This is a genomic window from Sphingomonas morindae (assembly GCF_023822065.1).
Classification (GTDB): domain Bacteria; phylum Pseudomonadota; class Alphaproteobacteria; order Sphingomonadales; family Sphingomonadaceae; genus Solisphingomonas; species Solisphingomonas morindae.
This window is the reverse complement of the sequence record NZ_CP084930.1, coordinates 2,493,766-2,510,414: the sequence shown is the minus strand read 5'-3', so window position 1 is coordinate 2,510,414 and position 16,649 is coordinate 2,493,766. Positions and strand designations below refer to the sequence as shown.

Here is a 16,649-nt window from a genome sequence, read left to right as displayed (position 1 = left end):
GATCACGCCTGCACCCACTCCCGCCGCGCCAAGCCCTGCGCCCAGAGCAAGGCGGTGAGATCGCCATAAGCGATGCGCGCCTGAGCGGCGGCGGCGGTGCGCGGCTTGGCGTGATAGGCGACGCCCAGCCCGGCGGCCTGGATCATCGGAATATCGTTGGCGCCGTCCCCCACCGCCAGCGTGGCGCCGGCGGGCAGGCCCAGCGCCGTGCGCTCGGCCACGATCGTCTCGAGCTTGGTCGCGGCATCGACGATCGGCCGGGCGACGCGCCCGTCCAGCACGCCATCCTCTATGCCGAGCCGGTTGGCGATGACATGATCGAAGCCGATCTCGGCGGCGACGGGCTCGGCAAAGACGGTGAAGCCGCCCGACACCAGCACGCTCCGTGCGCCCCGCGCGCGCATGGTGCGCACCAGCGTGCGCGCGCCCGGCATCAGCCGCACCCGCTCCGCGCGACAGCGATCGATCGCGGTGGCGGGCAGCCCGCGCAGCAGCGCCACGCGCGCATCCAGCGCCGCGCCGAAATCCAGCTCGCCCCGCATGGCGGCCTCGGTGACGGCGGCGACCTGCGCCTTGATCCCCGCGAAATCGGCAAGCTCGTCGATGCACTCGACGGTGATCATCGTCGAATCCATATCGGCCACGAGCAGCGCCTTGGCCCGGCCCACGCGCGGCTGCACCACGCTGTCCACCGCCGGCAGCGCCGCCTCCAGCGCGGCGCGCGCGGCGCCGGCATCGCCCGTGAAGCCGAGATCGCAGGCATCGCCCGCATCCAGCCAGTGCGGCGCCTCCGGTACGCAGCCGGCCGCAGCCAGCGCGTCCGACGCCGTGGAAATTTCGCCGCGCCCCAGCGCGCCGGCTGCTATCAGCGTGGCCGTGAACATGAACCCTGATCTCCCGCCGCTGGGCCTCATCGCAGGGCCGACGGCGAGCGGCAAGACCGGTCTTGCGCTTCGCGTGGCGGAGCGGACCGGCGCCACCATCATCAACGCCGATGCGAGCCAGGTGTATCGCGATCTGCGCATCCTCACCGCCCGCCCCAGCGCCGCCGAGGAAGCGGCCGTGCCGCACCGCCTGTTCGGCCATATCGATGCCGCGGTCGCGCACAATGTCGCCGCCTGGGCGGAGGAAGCGCGCGCCGCCATCGCCGCCGTCCACGCGCAAGGCGGCGTACCGCTGCTGGTCGGCGGCACCGGCCTCTATCTGCGCACCCTGATCGACGGCATCGCCCCGGTGCCGGAGATCGACCCGGCGATCCGCGCGGCGGTGCGCGCGCTCGACGCCCCCGCGCTGCACGCCGCGCTGCTCAGCGAGGATCCGGGCGTCGCCGCGCGGCTGCGCCCGAGCGACACGAGCCGCCTCGCCCGTGCGCTGGAGGTGGTGCGGAGCAGCGGCCGCTCCTTGGCCGATTGGCAGGCGCATCGCGTCGGCGGGATCGGCGGGGCGGTGCGGCTGGTGCCGCTGCTGCTGCTGCCCGAGGCGAAGGCGCTGGCGGCGCGCATCGACCGGCGGTTCGAGGCCATGCTCGCCGAGGGCGCGGTCGCCGAGGTGGAGGCGCTGGTGGCGCGCGGGCTCGATCCGGCGCTGCCCGCGATGCGCGCGATCGGCGTGGCGGAGATCGCCGCCTGGCGCGCCGGCCGGATCTATCGGGCGACGGCGGTGGCGTCCGCCCAGGCGGCGAGCCGGCGCTACGCCAAGCGGCAACGCACCTGGTTCCGCCACCAAAGCCCGGCCGAATGGCCGCGCACCGAGCAACTAAGTGATTCCCAGGCTAAGGAATTCGCAACAAGATTACTTGTTGATGGGTTGACACGCTAGTTTGTTGCCAGTAGCTGCCCTGCTCCGCCGCCCCCTGCCCGGCATGGCGGCTGATATGCTACGGACGGACCCATGACGACGGTGATCGAGAAGAGCGGCGCGGAGATTCTGGTCGAGGCCCTGTGCGATCTCGGGGTGGAGGTCGTGTTCGGCTATCCCGGCGGCGCCGTGCTTCCCATCTATGATGCGCTGTTCAAGCAGAAGCGCATCCGCCACGTGCTGGTTCGGCAGGAAGGCGGGGCCGCCCATGCCGCCGAAGGCTATGCCCGCTCCACCGGCAAGCCGGGCGTGGTGCTCGTCACCTCCGGGCCCGGGGCGACCAACGTCGTCACCGGCCTCGCCGACGCGCTGATGGATTCGATCCCGCTGGTCTGCATCACCGGCCAGGTGCCGACCCATCTGATCGGCACCGACGCCTTTCAGGAGGCGGACACGGTGGGCATCACGCGCCACTGCACCAAGCATAATTATCTGGTGAAGGATCCGGCCGAGGTCGGGGCGGTGGTGCATGAGGCCTTTCACATCGCCACCTCGGGCCGGCCCGGGCCCGTCGTGATCGATCTGCCCAAGGATGTGCAGATCGCCGCCGGCCGCTACACCCGCCCGACCGGGCCGCTGCGCCACAAGACCTATCGTCCCCAAAGCGAGCCCGATCCCCAGGCGATCGCAGCGGCGGTGGCGATGCTGGCGGAGGCCAGGCGCCCGGTGCTCTACACGGGTGGCGGGATCATCAATGCGGGGCCGCAGGCCTCGGCCGCGCTCCGCGCGCTGCAGCAGCGGCTGGGCGCGCCCGTCACCTCCACGCTGATGGGGCTGGGCGCCTATCCGTCGAGCGGGCCGGCCTGGCTCGGCATGCTGGGCATGCACGGCACGTTCGAGGCCAATATGGCGATGAACCAGGCCGATCTCATCCTCTGCCTGGGCGCGCGTTTCGACGACCGGGTGACCGGACGGCTGGACGCCTTCGCCCCGGGCGCGCGCAAGATCCATGTCGATATCGACCGCTCCTCGATCAACAAGAATGTCCGGGTCGATCTGCCGGTGATCGGCGATGCGGGCGTGGCGATCGAAGCGATGATCGCCGAATGGGACGCGCGCGGCCACCGCATGGCGGATCTGGGCGAATGGTGGGCGCGGATCGATGGCTGGCGGGCGCGCAACTCGCTCGGCTTTCCCGCCGCCGAGCATGAGATCATGCCGCAGGAGGCGATCCGCCGCCTCTATGCGGCAACGCGCCATCTCGATCCCATCGTCACCACCGAGGTCGGCCAGCACCAGATGTGGGCCGCGCAGCATTTCGGCTTCGAGGGGCCGAACCGCTGGCTCACCAGCGGCGGGCTCGGCACCATGGGCTACGGCCTGCCCGCCGCGGTCGGCGCGCAGGTCGGCAATCCCGATCGGCTGGTGATCGGCGTCTCGGGCGATGCCTCGGTGCTGATGAACATCCAGGAGATGACGACCGCCACGCAATATCGGCTGCCCATCAAGATCTTCATCCTCAACAATCAATATATGGGGATGGTGCGGCAGTGGCAGGAGCTGATCTATGCCAGCCGCTATTCCGAAAGCTATTCGGAATCGCTGCCCGATTTCGTGCGCCTGGCCGATGCCTTTGGCTGGACGGGGCTCCGCATCGAAGCGCTGGACGCGCTGGATGCGGGCATCGACACGATGCTGAACACGCCCGGCCCGGTGATGGTGGATTGCCGCGTCGCGCAGCTCGCCAATTGCTTCCCCATGATCCCGAGCGGCGCCGCCCATACCGAGATGATCCTCCACGCCGAGGAAGTGATCGGCGAGGCGAGCGACGAGGCGAAGGCGCTGGTGTGATGGCGCATACGCGATTGATCGTGCACGTGGCCGAGCCCTTCGATTTCGCCCGCTATAATGGCGGCGAGAGCGACATACGCGGCTGGACAGCGCAGGCGACGCCGGCCTTTCCCTATTGGGTGCTTCATCTCGATCGCCCGGCGCGGCTGGGCGAGGAGAGTTTCGAAAAAGTGCGCCTGTCGGCGCGCTATGTCGGCGAGACGCTCGTGAAGGTGTTCGACGGTTTCGGCTTCACCGCCGTCAACATCTCGCATCCCCGCATCGACGAGGATGGCCGCGCCTATTGGCATTTCGCCATGGTCGGCAATGTCCTGCTCGAACCGATGGACGGCTGACCATGTATATCACCCCGCAGGCCGCCGAGCGGCACACGCTTTCCATCGTCGTCGACAACGAGGCCGGCATCCTCGCCCGCATCGCCGGCATGTTCACCGCGCGCGGCTACAACATCGCCAGCCTGACGGTGGCCGACATCACCGAGGACCATGCCGTCAGCCGCATCACCATCGTCACCAACGGGCCGCCGGCGGTGATCGACCAGATCATCGCCCAGCTCGATCGGCTGGTGCCGGTGCATCGCGTCACCGATCTCACCGAGCTTGGCCCGCATGTCGAGCGCGAGCTGGCGCTGGTCAAGGTGCAGGGCACGGGCGAGCACCGGATCGAGGCGCTGCGCCTGGCCGAGGTCTATCGCGCGCGCGTGGTCGATGCGACGATCGCGAGCTTTGTCTTCGAAGTCACGGGCACGCCCGAGAAGGTCGACAAATTCTGCGAGCTGATGCGCGAGGTCGGGCTGGTCGAGGTCGCCCGCACCGGCGTCGCCGCGATCGCGCGCGGTCGCGAGGCGGTCTGAGGCCGTCTGAACTTTCCACCCAAAGCCCGCGCCGCGGGCCTTTTTCCACCCGGCCGCCGGTTGGCGGCCGGCCGCGCCACAAGGGGACCGAGATGCGCGTCTATTATGATTCCGATGCCGATACCGGCCTGATCAAGACCAAGAAGGTCGCGATCGTCGGCTATGGCAGCCAAGGCCACGCGCATGCGCAGAATCTGCGCGATTCGGGCGTGGGCGAGGTGGTCATCGCGCTGCGGGCGGGATCGGCCACCGCGCGCAAGGCCGAAGGCGCCGGCTTCCGCGTGATGACCACCGCCGAGGCCGCCGCCTGGGCGGATATCGTGATGATCCTCGCGCCCGACGAGCATCAGGCGCAGATCTATGCCGACGATATCGCGCCGCACATCCGCGACGGCGCCGCGATCGCCTTCGCCCATGGCCTCAACGTGCATTTCGGGCTGATCGAGCCGCGTGCCGGGCTGGACGTGTTCATGATCGCGCCCAAGGGCCCCGGCCATACGGTGCGCAGCGAATATGTGCGCGGCGGCGGCGTGCCGTGCCTCATCGCCATCCATCAGGATGCGTCGGGCAATGCGCATGATGTCGCTCTGTCCTACGCCTCGGCGATCGGCGGCGGCCGCTCCGGCGTGATCGAGACGAGCTTCAAGGAGGAATGCGAGACCGATCTGTTCGGCGAGCAGGCGGTGCTGTGCGGCGGCCTCAGCCACCTCATCCAGGCCGGGTTCGAGACGCTGGTGGAAGCCGGCTACGCGCCCGAAATGGCCTATTTCGAGTGCCTGCACGAGGTGAAGCTGATCGTCGACCTCATGTATGAGGGCGGCATCGCCAATATGCGCTACTCCATCTCCAACACCGCCGAATATGGCGACATCACCACCGGCCCGCGGATCATCACCGCGGATACCAAGGCCGAGATGAAGCGCGTGCTGGCCGATATTCAACAGGGCCGCTTCGTGAAGAATTTCGTGCTCGACAACCGCGCCGGCCAGCCGGAGCTGAAAGCTAGCCGCAAGCTCGCCGCCGAGCATCCGATCGAGCAGGTCGGCGCGCGGCTGCGTGCGATGATGCCGTGGATCGGCGCGGGCAAGCTGGTCGATAAGGAGAAGAACTGAGGCCACTGTTCGACGCGGTTGAAAAGCCGCGTCCGAACATTCGCGGCTTGCGGTTGGCGGGCGCATCGGCACGATGCTCATCTTCGCCCAAGGAGATGATGATGCGCCCCCTGCCCCTGTTCGCCGCGCTGCTGATCGCCGGCGCCGCCACCGCCCAGGCCCCGATCCCGGGGTCGCCCGATACCAAGGCGGTGACGGCCGGCACCTACAAGGTCGAGCCCGGCCACACCCAGATCGTCTTCGCGGTCGATCATATGGGCTTCTCGATCTTCCGGGGCGTCTTTTCGGGCGCGTCGGGCTCGCTGACGCTCGACCCCGCCGACATCGCCAAGACCGCGCTTTCGGTGACGGTGCCGACCGCCTCGGTGAAGACGACCTCCGCCAAGCTCGACGAGGAGCTGGTCTCGTCGGATTGGCTCGACGCGCAGCGTTATCCGCAGGCGAGCTTCGTCTCGACCAAGATCAATCCCGGCCCCAACAACACCGCGCGCGTCGAGGGCACGCTGACGCTGCATGGCGTCACCAAGCCGGCGACGATGATGGTGCATTTCCACGGCGCCGGCACCAACCCCATGTCCAAGGCGCAGACGATCGGCTTTGACGGCCGGCTGGGGTTCAACCGCAGCGACTTCGGCGTGGCGAAATATGTGCCGGTCGTCTCCGACCATGTCGAGCTGACCATCGCCGGCGCCTTCGAGAAGGCGGGCTGAGCCACGGCCCGGGGCGCGGGCGCGCCGTCGCTCAGGCGGCGCGCTCGACCCGTGCGAAGCTGGTGAACAGCGCGCGCACCGTCTTATCCTCGACCGCGGCGACCATGGCGTCCACCTGTTCGGCCAATTGTTCGCGCGGGATCACCGAGCCGATCGCCTGCCACGCCATGTCCCATGCGCCGAAGGCGCGGCTGGCGATGGTGTCGCTATGCAGCTGGACGCACGCGCGATGGCGCGCATCGGCGCGGATCCGCGCATAGGCCTCCACCACCGCTCCCGGCGGCCCCTCCAGCGCCTGGAGGAAGCGCAGGCCGTCGAACAACAACATGCCGGTGATGCCGTCGCGGCGATTGTTGCGCCGCGAGGCCGCCAGAATGGCTTCGATCTCGGCCGGTTCGATCCCGCGCCGAGCGGTGCTGATATAGGTAAGCCGGATCATCCACGCACACTCCGTACAGGTGCGTATCCTCTCCCATTCAATGCTTTAGCACTGTTTAACGCACGCCCTCAAAAGGGCAGCCAGCGCGATTTGTCGGTGAATTTCATATAGCCGACATTGGCGCCGAGCCGCCAGCCGACCCCGAGCCGGATCGGGATCAGCACCACGTCGCCACGCCGCAGATAGCTCGCGGTGAAGCCGCCGATCAGATAGGCCGTGCCCTCCGCCGCCGGGAAGCGGTGGTAGAGATCCTGGCTGTCATAGAGATTATACACCAGCACGAAGGTCTTGGAGGCATTGCCGCCGATATCGAAGCCGAGCGACGGCCCCGTCCAATAGACCGGGCGATCGCCCTCGATCTTGTGGTGCAGCACGCCCGATCCATAGCGCAGCCCCACCGCGAAGGCCGCGCTCGCCTCCCGCCCGGCGATATAGGCGGTGGGCCGGCCCTGATCGCGCAGCACCCGCTCGATCATCTTGGCGAGCCCCTCGGCGCCCTTGCCGAACACGCCCTCGGCGGCATCCAGCACATCGCCTTCCTGATAGGTCTGCGTGTCGGGCGCGCGCGAGGCGGCGGTGGCGGGCGGCGCCGCCATGTCGCTGCCCGGGGGCGCGGCGGCCGCCGGAGCGGGCGGCGGCGGCGGCGTCTCGCCCGATGTCTCCGGCTGGCCCGATCCCGGCGGCGCGAGATCGGAGCGGACCTGCGGCGACGAGGGATCGACGGTGCGCACCTGCGCCATGCCCGGCGCCGCCACCAGCGCCGCCAACCCGATACCGATCCCGATCCGCTGCACCGCCACGCTCTTCCCTCGCCCACGTCCGGCCTCGCCGGCCTCGCTCCGGTTTAAGCGGGAATGGCCTTGCGACGCAATGAACACCCCCGGCCGATCCGATCGAACGAGCCATGCGATCGGCCATTGTCACCCGCACCCGCCATCGCTATAGCCGCCCAACGCCGGCCCGGAGACGTGGGTGAGTGGCTGAAACCAGCGGTTTGCTAAACCGCCGTAGGGGGATTACTCCTACCGAGGGTTCGAATCCCTCCGTCTCCGCCAGGCCGCGTCCCCCAAGCTTCTGATCTCCAGCCCGCATCGGTCGGCCTATGCCAAGCGGCGCCGCGCCCGCGCCGATCGCGGACGAAGGCGGCGGCAGCCGCCGTGCCGCCGAGGATCGCCATTGGGATCCCGCGCCGGCGGCTTAGCCCAGCTCGAGCGGCTCGAACTGGGCGAACATGTCGCGCGCCTCGGGCAGCGTCTGGAGCGGCACATAGTCGCAGACGGCCGCATAGCGTTCCCACATGGCCAGCACGTCCGGATTGCTGTGGGCCGCGTCGATGGCGCCCTCCCGCCACTCGAACACCTCGAGGATGATCCCCTCCTTGGACCGCTTCGCGAGGGCCGCCCGGTCGGTGGCGAGGCCGAGCCGGCGTAGCTCGGGCACATGCGCGCGGGTGAGCGCCAGTAGCGCCTCCTCCTTGCCCGGCTTCGGCCGATAGGCCACGATCACCATGTCACCCATGCGCCTTCCTCCCTGCTGCCGGCAGCATGACCGCAGAGACCGCATCCTGTCGAGTGATCGATGCGCCCGTCTCCGCACACAGCCTGCGGCCCGCGTCTAGCGGAACGCGCCGGTCTCGCGCGTCGCGGCGCGGCGGCCGGCGAGGAAGGTGGCGGCGACGGCGCGATCATCGCCGAGCACGTGCAGCGCGAAGAGTCGCTCGGCCAGCGGCCGGCCGGCGGTGCGCAGCGCCAGCAGCGGCGTCGCGGCGGGATCGAGCTGGACGAAATCGGCGTCCTGGCCGGGCCGCAGGCCACCGATCCGATCCTCCAGGCCGAGCAGCGCGGCGCCGCCCGCCGTGGCGAGGTACAGGGCCCGGAATGGATCGAGCGTGTCGCCGCGCAGCTGGCCGATCTTATAGGCCTCGCCGCAGGTGGCGAGCATCGACAGGCTCGTCCCCGCTCCGATGTCGCTGCCCAGCCCCACCCGCACGCCCGCCGCATCGGCCGCCGCCAGGTCGAACAGGCCCGATCCCAGGAACAGGTTGGACGAGGGGCAGAAGGCGATGCCGCTGCCGGCGGCGGCGAGCCGAGCCATGGCGTCCGGCGCCAGGTGGACGCCATGCGCGAACACCGAACGCGGGCCGACCAGCCCGAACCGCTCATAAACGGCGAGATAATCCCGATCCTGGGGAAAGGCGGCGGCGACCGCGTCGATCTCGGCCCTGTTCTCGGCGATATGGGTGTGGAGCAGAATGTCCGGGTGCCGCGCGAGCAGCGCGCCGGCGCCTGTGAGCTGATCCGGGCTGGAGGTGAGCGCGAAGCGCGGCGTCACCGCATAGCCAAGCCGGCCGCGCCCGCGCCAGCGCGCGATCAGCGCCGCGCTCTCGGCAAGGCCGCTCTCCGCCCCGTCGCGCAGGCCATCCGGGCCGAGGTCCATCAGCACCTTGCCGGCGATGAGCCGCATGTCGCGGGCGAGCGCCTCGCGGAACAGCGCCTCCACCGAGCCCGGATGCACGGTGGCGAAGACGAGCGCGCTGGTGGTGCCATGACGCAAGAGCGCATCGCAGAAAAGCCGCGCCATGCGGGCGGCATGGTCGGGATCGGCGAACGCCGCTTCGGCCGGAAAGATATGGCGCTCCAGCCATTCGAGCAGCTGGCCGCCATGCGCGGCGATGGCGCCGAGTTGCGGATAATGGACATGGGTGTCGACAAAGCCCGGCACGATCAGCCCGGCCAGCGGCTCGATCGTCAGCCCGGCGAAGCGCGGGGCGAGCGTCGCATAGGGGCCGATCGCGCAGACGCGGCCCCCCTCCACCACCAGCAGGCCATCGGCGAGATGGCGGATCGCATCGTCATGGCGCAGGGGATCGCGCGGGACCGACAGGATCTCGCCGCGAAAGCCGTGGCGGCTCATGCGCGCGCGGCCCGGCGGACTGCGGTCCGGCCCCTGGCGGTGCGAAGCTGCATGATCGGTCCGCACATGGTCCGCGCGGGCCACCGGAGCCCGTGTCTGGGCGGCGCCAGGAGGCGACGGATCAAGTCCGCCGCACCCAAGCGGGCTGCTGCGCGCGGCAAATGCGCCGAGCGGCGCGGCACGGAACGCGGGATCTTCGTCATCGGCTTGATTAACTCTTTGTCATGTTTGATCAAAGCCAGTCTGCGGCGAAATATGCCGGCAACCGGGGTTTCGCGGCCATCGCTAAACCCGCCGGCCCCTCCACACCAGCCCGCCCGCATGAACGGCGCGTCAGAGTTCGCACTCCGTGTGTCTCGCCTGTAACCGAACCGTCACGGCGCATATCTAGCGAGCACGACGCAGGATAAACCACAAGTCGGGGATAAGGGGTCTACACATGTCTGTGCGAAGCTGGGTACTTGCGGGTGCCGCCACCATGGCGCTCATGTCCGCCAACGCCGCCGTCGCGGCGCCCAAGCACCGCGCCAGCGGCGGCTCGTCGGCCACCACGCGCGAGCTGATGGATCAGGTCCGCGCGCTGCGCGCGCAGGTCGAAGCGCTGCAGACGCGGCTCGACGGCCAGGCCACGCAGCAGGCCGCGACCCAGTCGCAGGTCGAGGCGCAGCAGGCCCAGGTGCAGAGCGCCATCCAGGCGCAGCAGGCGCAGGTCCAGACCAGCGTCACCCAGGTGGCGCAGCAGCAGGCGGAAATCTCCAAGCGGGTCGACAAGGTCGAGCATCCCGACAAGTTCGCCTTCAAGGGCATCACCATCACGCCCGGCGGCTTCCTCGAACTCGCGGGCATCTACCGCCAGCACCAGATGGCGAACGACATCGCCACGGGCTTCAATTCGATTCCCTATCCGAACACGCGGACGGGCTATACGCAGGAGGCGCGCTTCACCGCCCGCCAGAGCCGCGTCTCGCTGCTCGCCGAGGGCGACGCCAACAAGCGCGTCCATCTCGCCATGTATGGCGAGTTCGATTTCCAGGGCGCGGCGCGCACCGCCAACTCGAACGAATCGAACTCGTTCAACCCGCGCATCCGCAACCTGTACGGCACGGTCGACTGGCGCCTCGCCAACGGCAATGGCCTGCACTTCCTCGCCGGCCAGAACTGGTCGCTGGCGACGATGAACAGCAAGGGCATCACGCCGCGCAACGAGCTGACGCCGCCGCAGATCGACGCCCAATATGTTCCGGGCTTCGTCTGGACCCGCCAGCCCGGCGTGCGCCTGACCGCCGATCTGCTCGACAAGCATCTGTGGCTCGCCGTCGCGGTCGAGAACCCGCAGACCACCTTCTTCACCAACGGCACCGGCCAGGGCGCCATGGTGGGCAGCAACGGCACCGCCGCGCCGCTACCGGCCAGCCTGACCAACAATATCGCCGGCGGCTCGGGCTTCGACCCGAACAACAATTTCTCGCTGAACCATGTCCCCGACGTGATCGGCAAGATCGCCTATGAGGCCTCGCTCGGCGGCCATGGCGTCCATCTCGAGGGCTTCGGCATCTATCGCGACTTCTACGATCGCGTGAGCGGCTCCAACCAGGATGTGACCGGCTGGGGCGTCGGCGGCGGCATCGTCGCGCAGCTCGTGCCGGGCGTGCTCGATGCCCAATTCTCGGGCCTCTACGGCAAGGGCGTGGGCCGCTACGGCACCTCGCAGCTCCCGGACGTGACCTTCGGCCCCGATGGCCGCATCTCGGCGATCCGCGAATATATGCTGCTCGCCGGCGCCACGCTGCACGCCACCAAGATGCTCGACATCTACGGCTTCGCGGGCGAGGAAATCTCGAAGGGCCGCTACTTCACCACGGCGGCGGGCCAGCTCTATGGCTATGGCAACCCGCTCTACACCAACTATGGCTGCTACACCGAGGGTTCGGGCGTCTGCAACGGCAACACCCGGGCGATCAAGCAGATCACCTTCGGTTTCTGGCAGAAGCTGTATCAGGGCTCGTTCGGCCGCGCGCAGGTCGGCGCGCAGTACAGCCTCACCCGGCGCGAATCCTTCGACGGGCTCGGCGCCAACGGGCTCGGCTTCGCGCCGCGCGCCACCCAGAATATCGGCTTCCTCTCCTTCCGCTACTATCCGTTCTGAGCCTCGCGGCCGAACGGGCGCGAAAGGCCCCGGCATCCATCGGATGCCGGGGTTTTTTGTGCCCTATTGGCGGCGCGCCAGGCCCATCATGCGCAGCAGCAGATAGGTGGCCCCGGCCGAGATGAGCATCACCAGCGCCGCCATTACCGTGCCATGCTCGCCATGGGCGAAGGGCAAGGCGCCGGTGTTCATGCCGAAAAAGCCCGTGACCAGCGTCGCCGGCATCATCAGCGCGGTGAGCATGGAGAGCAGGTAGATATTGGCGTTGGTGCGCTGCGCCGCCTGCAGATCCAGCTCGTCGCGCAGCAGCTTCAACTGGTTCTGCACCGAGACGATATCGCCATCCAGCGCGCCGAGCCGCGGCAGCACCGCCACCGCCGCTTCGGCGAGCGCGGGGGGCAGGCGCGGATGGCGCTCGAGCCGCTGCAGCATCACGCGCATGCCGCCGATCATCCGGTGGAGCTGCGCGCTCCGCCGCCGCGCGCCGACCAGCTCGCCAATGTCGGGCGCCTCGTCATGCGTGAGCAGCGCCTCCTCGACCTCGAGCATATCGGTAGAGAGATCGAGCACCAGCGCGGCGAGGCTGTCAATCAGCGTCGCCAGCAGCAGCGTCAGCGCCGCCGCGGTCTCCTCGACAGGCTGCCCCGCCTCCAGCCGGTTGCGGAACAGATCGGCGCTGTGGAGCGGCCGGTAGCGGCCGGTGATCACCAGCCCGGGTCGCAGCGCGACATGGAGGCTGCCGATCCGGCCGATCATGGTCGGATCGAAATCGCGCTCATAATCCTGCAGGATCAGCCCGACCGCGTCGCCATCGACGACGAACCGCTGGTGCGGCTCGCGCGAGAGCAGCAGCGCGCGCACCCCCAGCGGCAGACCGGCCCCCTCCTCCAGCCAGCGCAGGCTGCGCTGGTCTGAGAGGTTGAGGTGAAGCCAGCGGAAGGCGCAGCCTTCGGGCGCCAGCGTCTCGCCCAGCCGGGCGGGCCCGGCCGCCGGCTTCTCATAGCACCAGATCAGGCCGGGCTGGCGGACCGTCTCCCGCGGCGTGGCGGTCCGCCCTTCGTCCAAAGCGCCCTCAGATCAGCCGCGAGAAGAGGAAGAAGAGCGTGCCGGCCAGCAGCATCGCCACCGGCAGCGTCACCAGCCAGGCGGCGACGAGGTTGCGCACCGTCGCCATCTGCAATCCCGCCCGACTCGCCGCCATCGTGCCGGCGACGCCCGAGGAGAGGACATGGGTGGTGGACACCGGCATGCCGAAGCCATCCGCCAGGCCGATCGTCGCCATAGCCACCAGCTCGGCCGAGGCGCCCTGCGCATAGGTGAGGTGCGACTTGCCGATGCGCTCGCCCACGGTGACGACGATCCGCTTCCAGCCGACCATGGTGCCCAGCCCGAGCGCCAGCGCCACCGCCATCTTGACCCAGGTCGGGATGAAGCGGGTCGCCTTGTCGAGCAGGCCCTTATAGGCGCCGAGCGGCCCCGCCGGGGCGCCCGTGATGCGGGGATGATCCCCGCCGGTCAGGTGCTTGATCGCTTCCGAGGCCAGATACATGTCGTTGCGCATATTCTTAGAGGCAGCCGCCGGTACCTGCCGCAAGGAACCGTATTCCGCAACCTGATGATCGATTTCCTGCACCAGCACGCCCAGCGCGGGAACGGTCGCGGGCGTCGCCTTGCGGTCGGCGAGATAGGCGACGACCACGCCGCGCGCATCGGCCGGCGCCGCCGCGCCGCCATCCACCTGGTGCAGCGCCGCCACGGCGCTGCGCGAGCCGGCGTGGAATTGCTGCTCATATTGCGCGGGGACGGCGCGGTTGAGCGCATAGGCGGTCGGCACCGTGCCGATCAGGATCAGCATGATCAGCCCCATGCCCTTCTGGCCGTCGTTGGAGCCATGCGCGAAGCTGACGCCGGTGCAGGTGAAGATCAGCAGGCCGCGGATCCACCAGGGCGGCGGGCCGGCCTGATCGGGCTCGCGGAACAGGGCCTCGTTGCGCACCACCAGCCGCAGCGCCAGGAACAGCAGCGCGGACAGGATGAAGCCCAGCGCGGGCGAGAGCAGCAGCGCATAACCGATGCTGCGTGCCTGGGTCCAATCCACCCCCGTGGTGCCGGCGCGGCCGTGGAGCAGCGCGTTGCACAGCCCGACGCCGATGATCGAGCCGACCAGCGTGTGCGAGCTGGAATTGGGGATGCCCCAATACCAGGTGGCGAGGTTCCAGATGATCGCGGCGAAGAGCAGCGCGAACACCATGGCGAAGCCGGCATCGGAGCCGACCTTGAGGATCAGTTCCACCGGCAGCAGCGACACCACGCTGAAGGCCACCGCCCCGCTCGACAGCAGCACGCCGAGGAAGTTGAAGAAGCCCGACCAGACGACGGCGAGGTGCGCGGGCAGCGAATGGGTGTAGATCACCGTCGCCACGGCATTGGCGGTGTCGTGAAACCCGTTCACGAACTCGAAGGCGAGCGCGATGAGCAGCGCCAGGAAGAGCATCGCGAACGGCAGGATGGCCGTGGCATGGACGCCGGCCTGCGCGGCATCGTGATAGATGCTCCACGCCACGAAGGCGATCGCCCCCGCCACCGCAAGGCCGAACCCCCACACGCCCGGCCGCCCGAGCCCTTTGTCGAGATCGGGCGCGGCGCTTCGCCTCACCCCTTCCGCTATGCTTGCCATCCGATCAACTCCTCATGTTTCAAACAGGTTAACCCGGCCGAGTGACAGGATGGAGACGATCTCCGCCGGAAGCGGCGCAGAGGCGGCACCGACGGCGGGGCCGGTCCGTTTTGAACCCTTTCGCCCCGCCGGGCCGCTGGCGGATCCAAGCGTTTCAGAGTAATCTCAAAGAAAAAGGGATCGAAATTGCCGGTGCGCCGATCGCTTACGCTGCTCGCTACCTCCGGCTTGCTTCCGATCGTCGCTCTCGGCGCGATTTTCGGCGTCATCACGCTGCGCGACCAGCGCGTGGCGGTAGAGGAACGCGCCCAGACCGATGCGCGCTTCGCGGCGGCGCTGGTCGAATCCCGGCTCGACGACACGATGCACGCGGTGCAGATGATCGCGCAGAGCCCGGCGCTGGACGGCGCGCTCGACGCGGCGCGCTTCCGCGTCGTCGCGGGCCGCATCGTCGCGCATCAGCCCACCTGGCGCACCATCTCGATCGCGACGCCCGAGGGCATGCGGCTGGTGGACATGCCGCTGCCGCTGGGCGGGCGGCAGGGCGGCCCGGTGGAGGAGCCGGAAAGCCTGCGCCGCGCGGTGGCGACGGGGCGGCCGACGATCGGCATCGCCGCGCTGCGCGTGCAAGGCCCGGCCTTCGCGGTGCGCGCGCCGGTGATTCGCGAGGGCCGGATCCGCTATGTCGTGTCGGCGGTCATCGCCAGCGGCGAGATGGCGCGGCTGCTGCGCTTTCAGCCGCTTCCCGATGGCTGGCGCGCGGCGCTGATCGACCAGGCGGGGCATGAGGTCGCCAGCGCCGGCAGCCCGCCCGCCGCCGATCGCGGCCCGCGCCCGATCGAGACCTGGGTGCGCGTGCCGAGCAGCGGCTGGTCGGTCCGCATCTCCACGCCGGCGCAGCTCCTGTCGCGCCCGATCCGCAACGCGGTGCTGCTGCTGGTGCTCGCCACGCTCGCCTGCGCACTGCTCTTCGTGGTGCTGGCGCGCCTGCTGGTGGGCGAGATGCGGCTCTACCAGCATCAGGAAGCGGCCGCGCTGCAAAGCCAGCGGATGGAGGCGCTGGGCCGGCTCACCGGCGGCGTGGCGCATGATTTCAACAATCTCCTCACGCCCATCATGGGCGGTCTCGATCTGCTGCGGCGGCGCGTGATCGATGATCCCAAGGCGCTCCATTATGTCGACTCGGCGCTCGCCAGCGCCGAGCGCGCCAAGACGCTGCTCGGCCGGCTGCTCGCCTTCTCGCGGCGCCAGACGCTCTCGCCCGAGCCGGTGGATCTCGCCGCGCTGATCCGGGGCCTGTCCGATCTCATCGCGCGCTCGCTCACGCCCAGCATCGCGCTCGATATCCAGGTGCGCGACTGGCTGCCGCCGGTGCTGGTCGATCCCGCCCAGCTCGAGCTTGCCATCGTCAACCTCGCCATCAACGCACGCGATGCCATGCCCGCGGGCGGCGCGATCCGCATCACCGCCGAGCCGGCGGGGGAGGAGGATATCGCCGGCCTGCCGCCGGGCGATTATCTGCGGGTGACGGTGAGCGACACCGGCACCGGCATGGACGAGGCGACGCTCAAGCAGGCGATCGATCCCTTCTTCACCACCAAGCCGGTGGAGAAGGGCACCGGGCTCGGCCTGTCGATGGTCCATGGCTTCGCCGCCCAGTCCGGCGGCGCCTTGCGGCTGGTCAGCGCGCCCGGTCAGGGCACCGCCGCCAGCATCGTGCTGCCCCGCTCCGCCGCCGCCGCCGTCGCCACCACGCCGCGCGCGGGCGCGCCGGCGGAGCCGCCGCGACTGCCCCCCGGCCGCATCCTGCTGGTCGACGACGATCCGCGCGTGCGCCGCGCCACCGCCGAGATACTGAGCGAGCACAACCAGCAGGTGGTGGAGGTCGCCTCGGTGGACGAGGCGATGGCGGCGCTGGCCGGGGGCGCGCGCTTCGATGCCGTGATCACCGATTTCGTCATGCCCGGACGCTCCGGCGCCGATCTCATCCAGGCCGCGCGCGGCTTGCATCCCGATCTGCCGGTGCTGCTGGTGACGGGCTATGTCTCGGCGCTGGACGAGCTGCCCGAGGATGTGATCCACATCGCCAAGCCCTTTCGCGGCCATGAGCTGATGGACGCGCTGGCGCGGGTGCGGCGCTGAGCCGCGCGA

At 69.5% G+C, this 16,649-nt stretch carries 15 protein-coding genes and 1 tRNA gene; 9 read left to right on the top strand and 7 right to left on the bottom strand.

Features of this window, described 5'->3' with window-relative positions:
• Nucleotides 1-2 precede the first annotated feature (2 nt).
• Nucleotides 3-884, bottom strand: a complete 882-nt coding sequence (gene serB, locus LHA26_RS12280) for a phosphoserine phosphatase SerB (protein ID WP_252165890.1) — start codon at nucleotides 882-884, stop codon at nucleotides 3-5.
• On the opposite strand from serB, the gene miaA reads away from it, so the two are divergent.
• From miaA to LHA26_RS12250, 6 genes are all read left to right on the top strand, one after another.
• The gene (gene miaA / locus LHA26_RS12275; RefSeq protein ID WP_252165889.1) at nucleotides 883-1,818 is read left to right on the top strand and encodes a tRNA (adenosine(37)-N6)-dimethylallyltransferase MiaA; all 936 of its coding nucleotides are present in this window, start codon (nucleotides 883-885) and stop codon (nucleotides 1,816-1,818) included. The genes serB and miaA overlap by 2 nt on opposite strands.
• Before the next feature lie 72 nt (nucleotides 1,819-1,890).
• Nucleotides 1,891-3,648: a biosynthetic-type acetolactate synthase large subunit gene (gene ilvB, locus LHA26_RS12270; protein ID WP_252165888.1), complete on the top strand. Its 1,758-nt coding sequence runs from the start codon at nucleotides 1,891-1,893 to the stop codon at nucleotides 3,646-3,648.
• Complete coding sequence (locus LHA26_RS12265; protein ID WP_252165887.1) at nucleotides 3,648-3,983, top strand: hypothetical protein; 336 nt, start codon at nucleotides 3,648-3,650, stop codon at nucleotides 3,981-3,983. The genes ilvB and LHA26_RS12265 overlap by 1 nt, the downstream gene beginning before the upstream one ends.
• 2 nt (nucleotides 3,984-3,985) lie before the next feature.
• Nucleotides 3,986-4,501 (top strand): acetolactate synthase small subunit, encoded by a 516-nt coding sequence (ilvN, locus tag LHA26_RS12260; RefSeq protein WP_252165886.1) that lies wholly within the window; start codon nucleotides 3,986-3,988, stop codon nucleotides 4,499-4,501.
• 92 nt (nucleotides 4,502-4,593) lie between these two features.
• The gene (ilvC, locus tag LHA26_RS12255; protein ID WP_252165885.1) at nucleotides 4,594-5,613 is read left to right on the top strand and encodes a ketol-acid reductoisomerase; all 1,020 of its coding nucleotides are present in this window, start codon (nucleotides 4,594-4,596) and stop codon (nucleotides 5,611-5,613) included.
• 101 nt (nucleotides 5,614-5,714) lie between these two features.
• Complete coding sequence (locus LHA26_RS12250) at nucleotides 5,715-6,323, top strand: YceI family protein (RefSeq protein WP_252165884.1); 609 nt, start codon at nucleotides 5,715-5,717, stop codon at nucleotides 6,321-6,323.
• Between the two features lie 31 nt (nucleotides 6,324-6,354).
• Here LHA26_RS12250 and LHA26_RS12245 read toward each other — a convergent pair whose 3' ends face one another.
• Entirely contained in the window at nucleotides 6,355-6,762 is a 408-nt protein-coding gene (locus tag LHA26_RS12245; protein ID WP_252165883.1) for a BLUF domain-containing protein, read from the bottom strand.
• A gap of 68 nt (nucleotides 6,763-6,830) precedes the next feature.
• On the bottom strand, nucleotides 6,831-7,556 hold the full coding sequence (locus LHA26_RS12240; protein ID WP_437441213.1) for a DUF1134 domain-containing protein: 726 nt from the start codon (nucleotides 7,554-7,556) through the stop codon (nucleotides 6,831-6,833).
• Between the two features lie 168 nt (nucleotides 7,557-7,724).
• Between LHA26_RS12240 and LHA26_RS12235 the strand changes: the two genes are divergently transcribed.
• Nucleotides 7,725-7,817, top strand: a tRNA-Ser gene (locus LHA26_RS12235).
• A gap of 142 nt (nucleotides 7,818-7,959) precedes the next feature.
• Here LHA26_RS12235 and LHA26_RS12230 read toward each other — a convergent pair.
• Together LHA26_RS12230 and guaD are read right to left on the bottom strand one after the other, a co-directional pair.
• Entirely contained in the window at nucleotides 7,960-8,280 is a 321-nt protein-coding gene (locus LHA26_RS12230; protein WP_252165882.1) for a hypothetical protein, read from the bottom strand.
• A gap of 96 nt (nucleotides 8,281-8,376) precedes the next feature.
• Nucleotides 8,377-9,675 (bottom strand): guanine deaminase, encoded by a 1,299-nt coding sequence (gene guaD / locus LHA26_RS12225; RefSeq protein WP_252165881.1) that lies wholly within the window; start codon nucleotides 9,673-9,675, stop codon nucleotides 8,377-8,379.
• Nucleotides 9,676-10,114: 439 nt separating this feature from the next.
• Here guaD and LHA26_RS12220 point away from each other — a divergent pair, with 439 nt between their 5' ends.
• Nucleotides 10,115-11,821, top strand: coding sequence for a hypothetical protein (locus LHA26_RS12220; RefSeq protein WP_252165880.1), 1,707 nt, complete (start codon nucleotides 10,115-10,117; stop codon nucleotides 11,819-11,821).
• 63 nt (nucleotides 11,822-11,884) lie between these two features.
• On the opposite strand, the gene LHA26_RS12215 is transcribed toward LHA26_RS12220, so the two are convergent.
• Nucleotides 11,885-12,886 (bottom strand): CorA family divalent cation transporter, encoded by a 1,002-nt coding sequence (locus LHA26_RS12215; RefSeq protein ID WP_252165879.1) that lies wholly within the window; start codon nucleotides 12,884-12,886, stop codon nucleotides 11,885-11,887.
• Nucleotides 12,887-12,893: 7 nt separating this feature from the next.
• Complete coding sequence (locus LHA26_RS12210) at nucleotides 12,894-14,498, bottom strand: inorganic phosphate transporter (protein ID WP_252165878.1); 1,605 nt, start codon at nucleotides 14,496-14,498, stop codon at nucleotides 12,894-12,896.
• A gap of 192 nt (nucleotides 14,499-14,690) precedes the next feature.
• Between LHA26_RS12210 and LHA26_RS12205 the strand changes: the two genes are divergently transcribed.
• On the top strand, nucleotides 14,691-16,640 hold the full coding sequence (locus tag LHA26_RS12205) for a hybrid sensor histidine kinase/response regulator (RefSeq protein ID WP_252165877.1): 1,950 nt from the start codon (nucleotides 14,691-14,693) through the stop codon (nucleotides 16,638-16,640).
• Nucleotides 16,641-16,649 lie beyond the last annotated feature (9 nt).

Coding starts and splice junctions, on each gene's coding strand:
- miaA (WP_252165889.1), top strand. CDS start 883: ATGAACCCTGATCTCCCGCCGCTGGGCCTCATCGCAGGGCCGACGGCG.
- serB (WP_252165890.1), bottom strand. CDS start 884: ATGTTCACGGCCACGCTGATAGCAGCCGGCGCGCTGGGGCGCGGCGAA.
- ilvB (WP_252165888.1), top strand. CDS start 1,891: ATGACGACGGTGATCGAGAAGAGCGGCGCGGAGATTCTGGTCGAGGCC.
- LHA26_RS12265 (WP_252165887.1), top strand. CDS start 3,648: ATGGCGCATACGCGATTGATCGTGCACGTGGCCGAGCCCTTCGATTTC.
- ilvN (WP_252165886.1), top strand. CDS start 3,986: ATGTATATCACCCCGCAGGCCGCCGAGCGGCACACGCTTTCCATCGTC.
- ilvC (WP_252165885.1), top strand. CDS start 4,594: ATGCGCGTCTATTATGATTCCGATGCCGATACCGGCCTGATCAAGACC.
- LHA26_RS12250 (WP_252165884.1), top strand. CDS start 5,715: ATGCGCCCCCTGCCCCTGTTCGCCGCGCTGCTGATCGCCGGCGCCGCC.
- LHA26_RS12245 (WP_252165883.1), bottom strand. CDS start 6,762: ATGATCCGGCTTACCTATATCAGCACCGCTCGGCGCGGGATCGAACCG.
- LHA26_RS12230 (WP_252165882.1), bottom strand. CDS start 8,280: ATGGGTGACATGGTGATCGTGGCCTATCGGCCGAAGCCGGGCAAGGAG.
- guaD (WP_252165881.1), bottom strand. CDS start 9,675: ATGAGCCGCCACGGCTTTCGCGGCGAGATCCTGTCGGTCCCGCGCGAT.
- LHA26_RS12220 (WP_252165880.1), top strand. CDS start 10,115: ATGTCTGTGCGAAGCTGGGTACTTGCGGGTGCCGCCACCATGGCGCTC.
- LHA26_RS12210 (WP_252165878.1), bottom strand. CDS start 14,498: ATGGCAAGCATAGCGGAAGGGGTGAGGCGAAGCGCCGCGCCCGATCTC.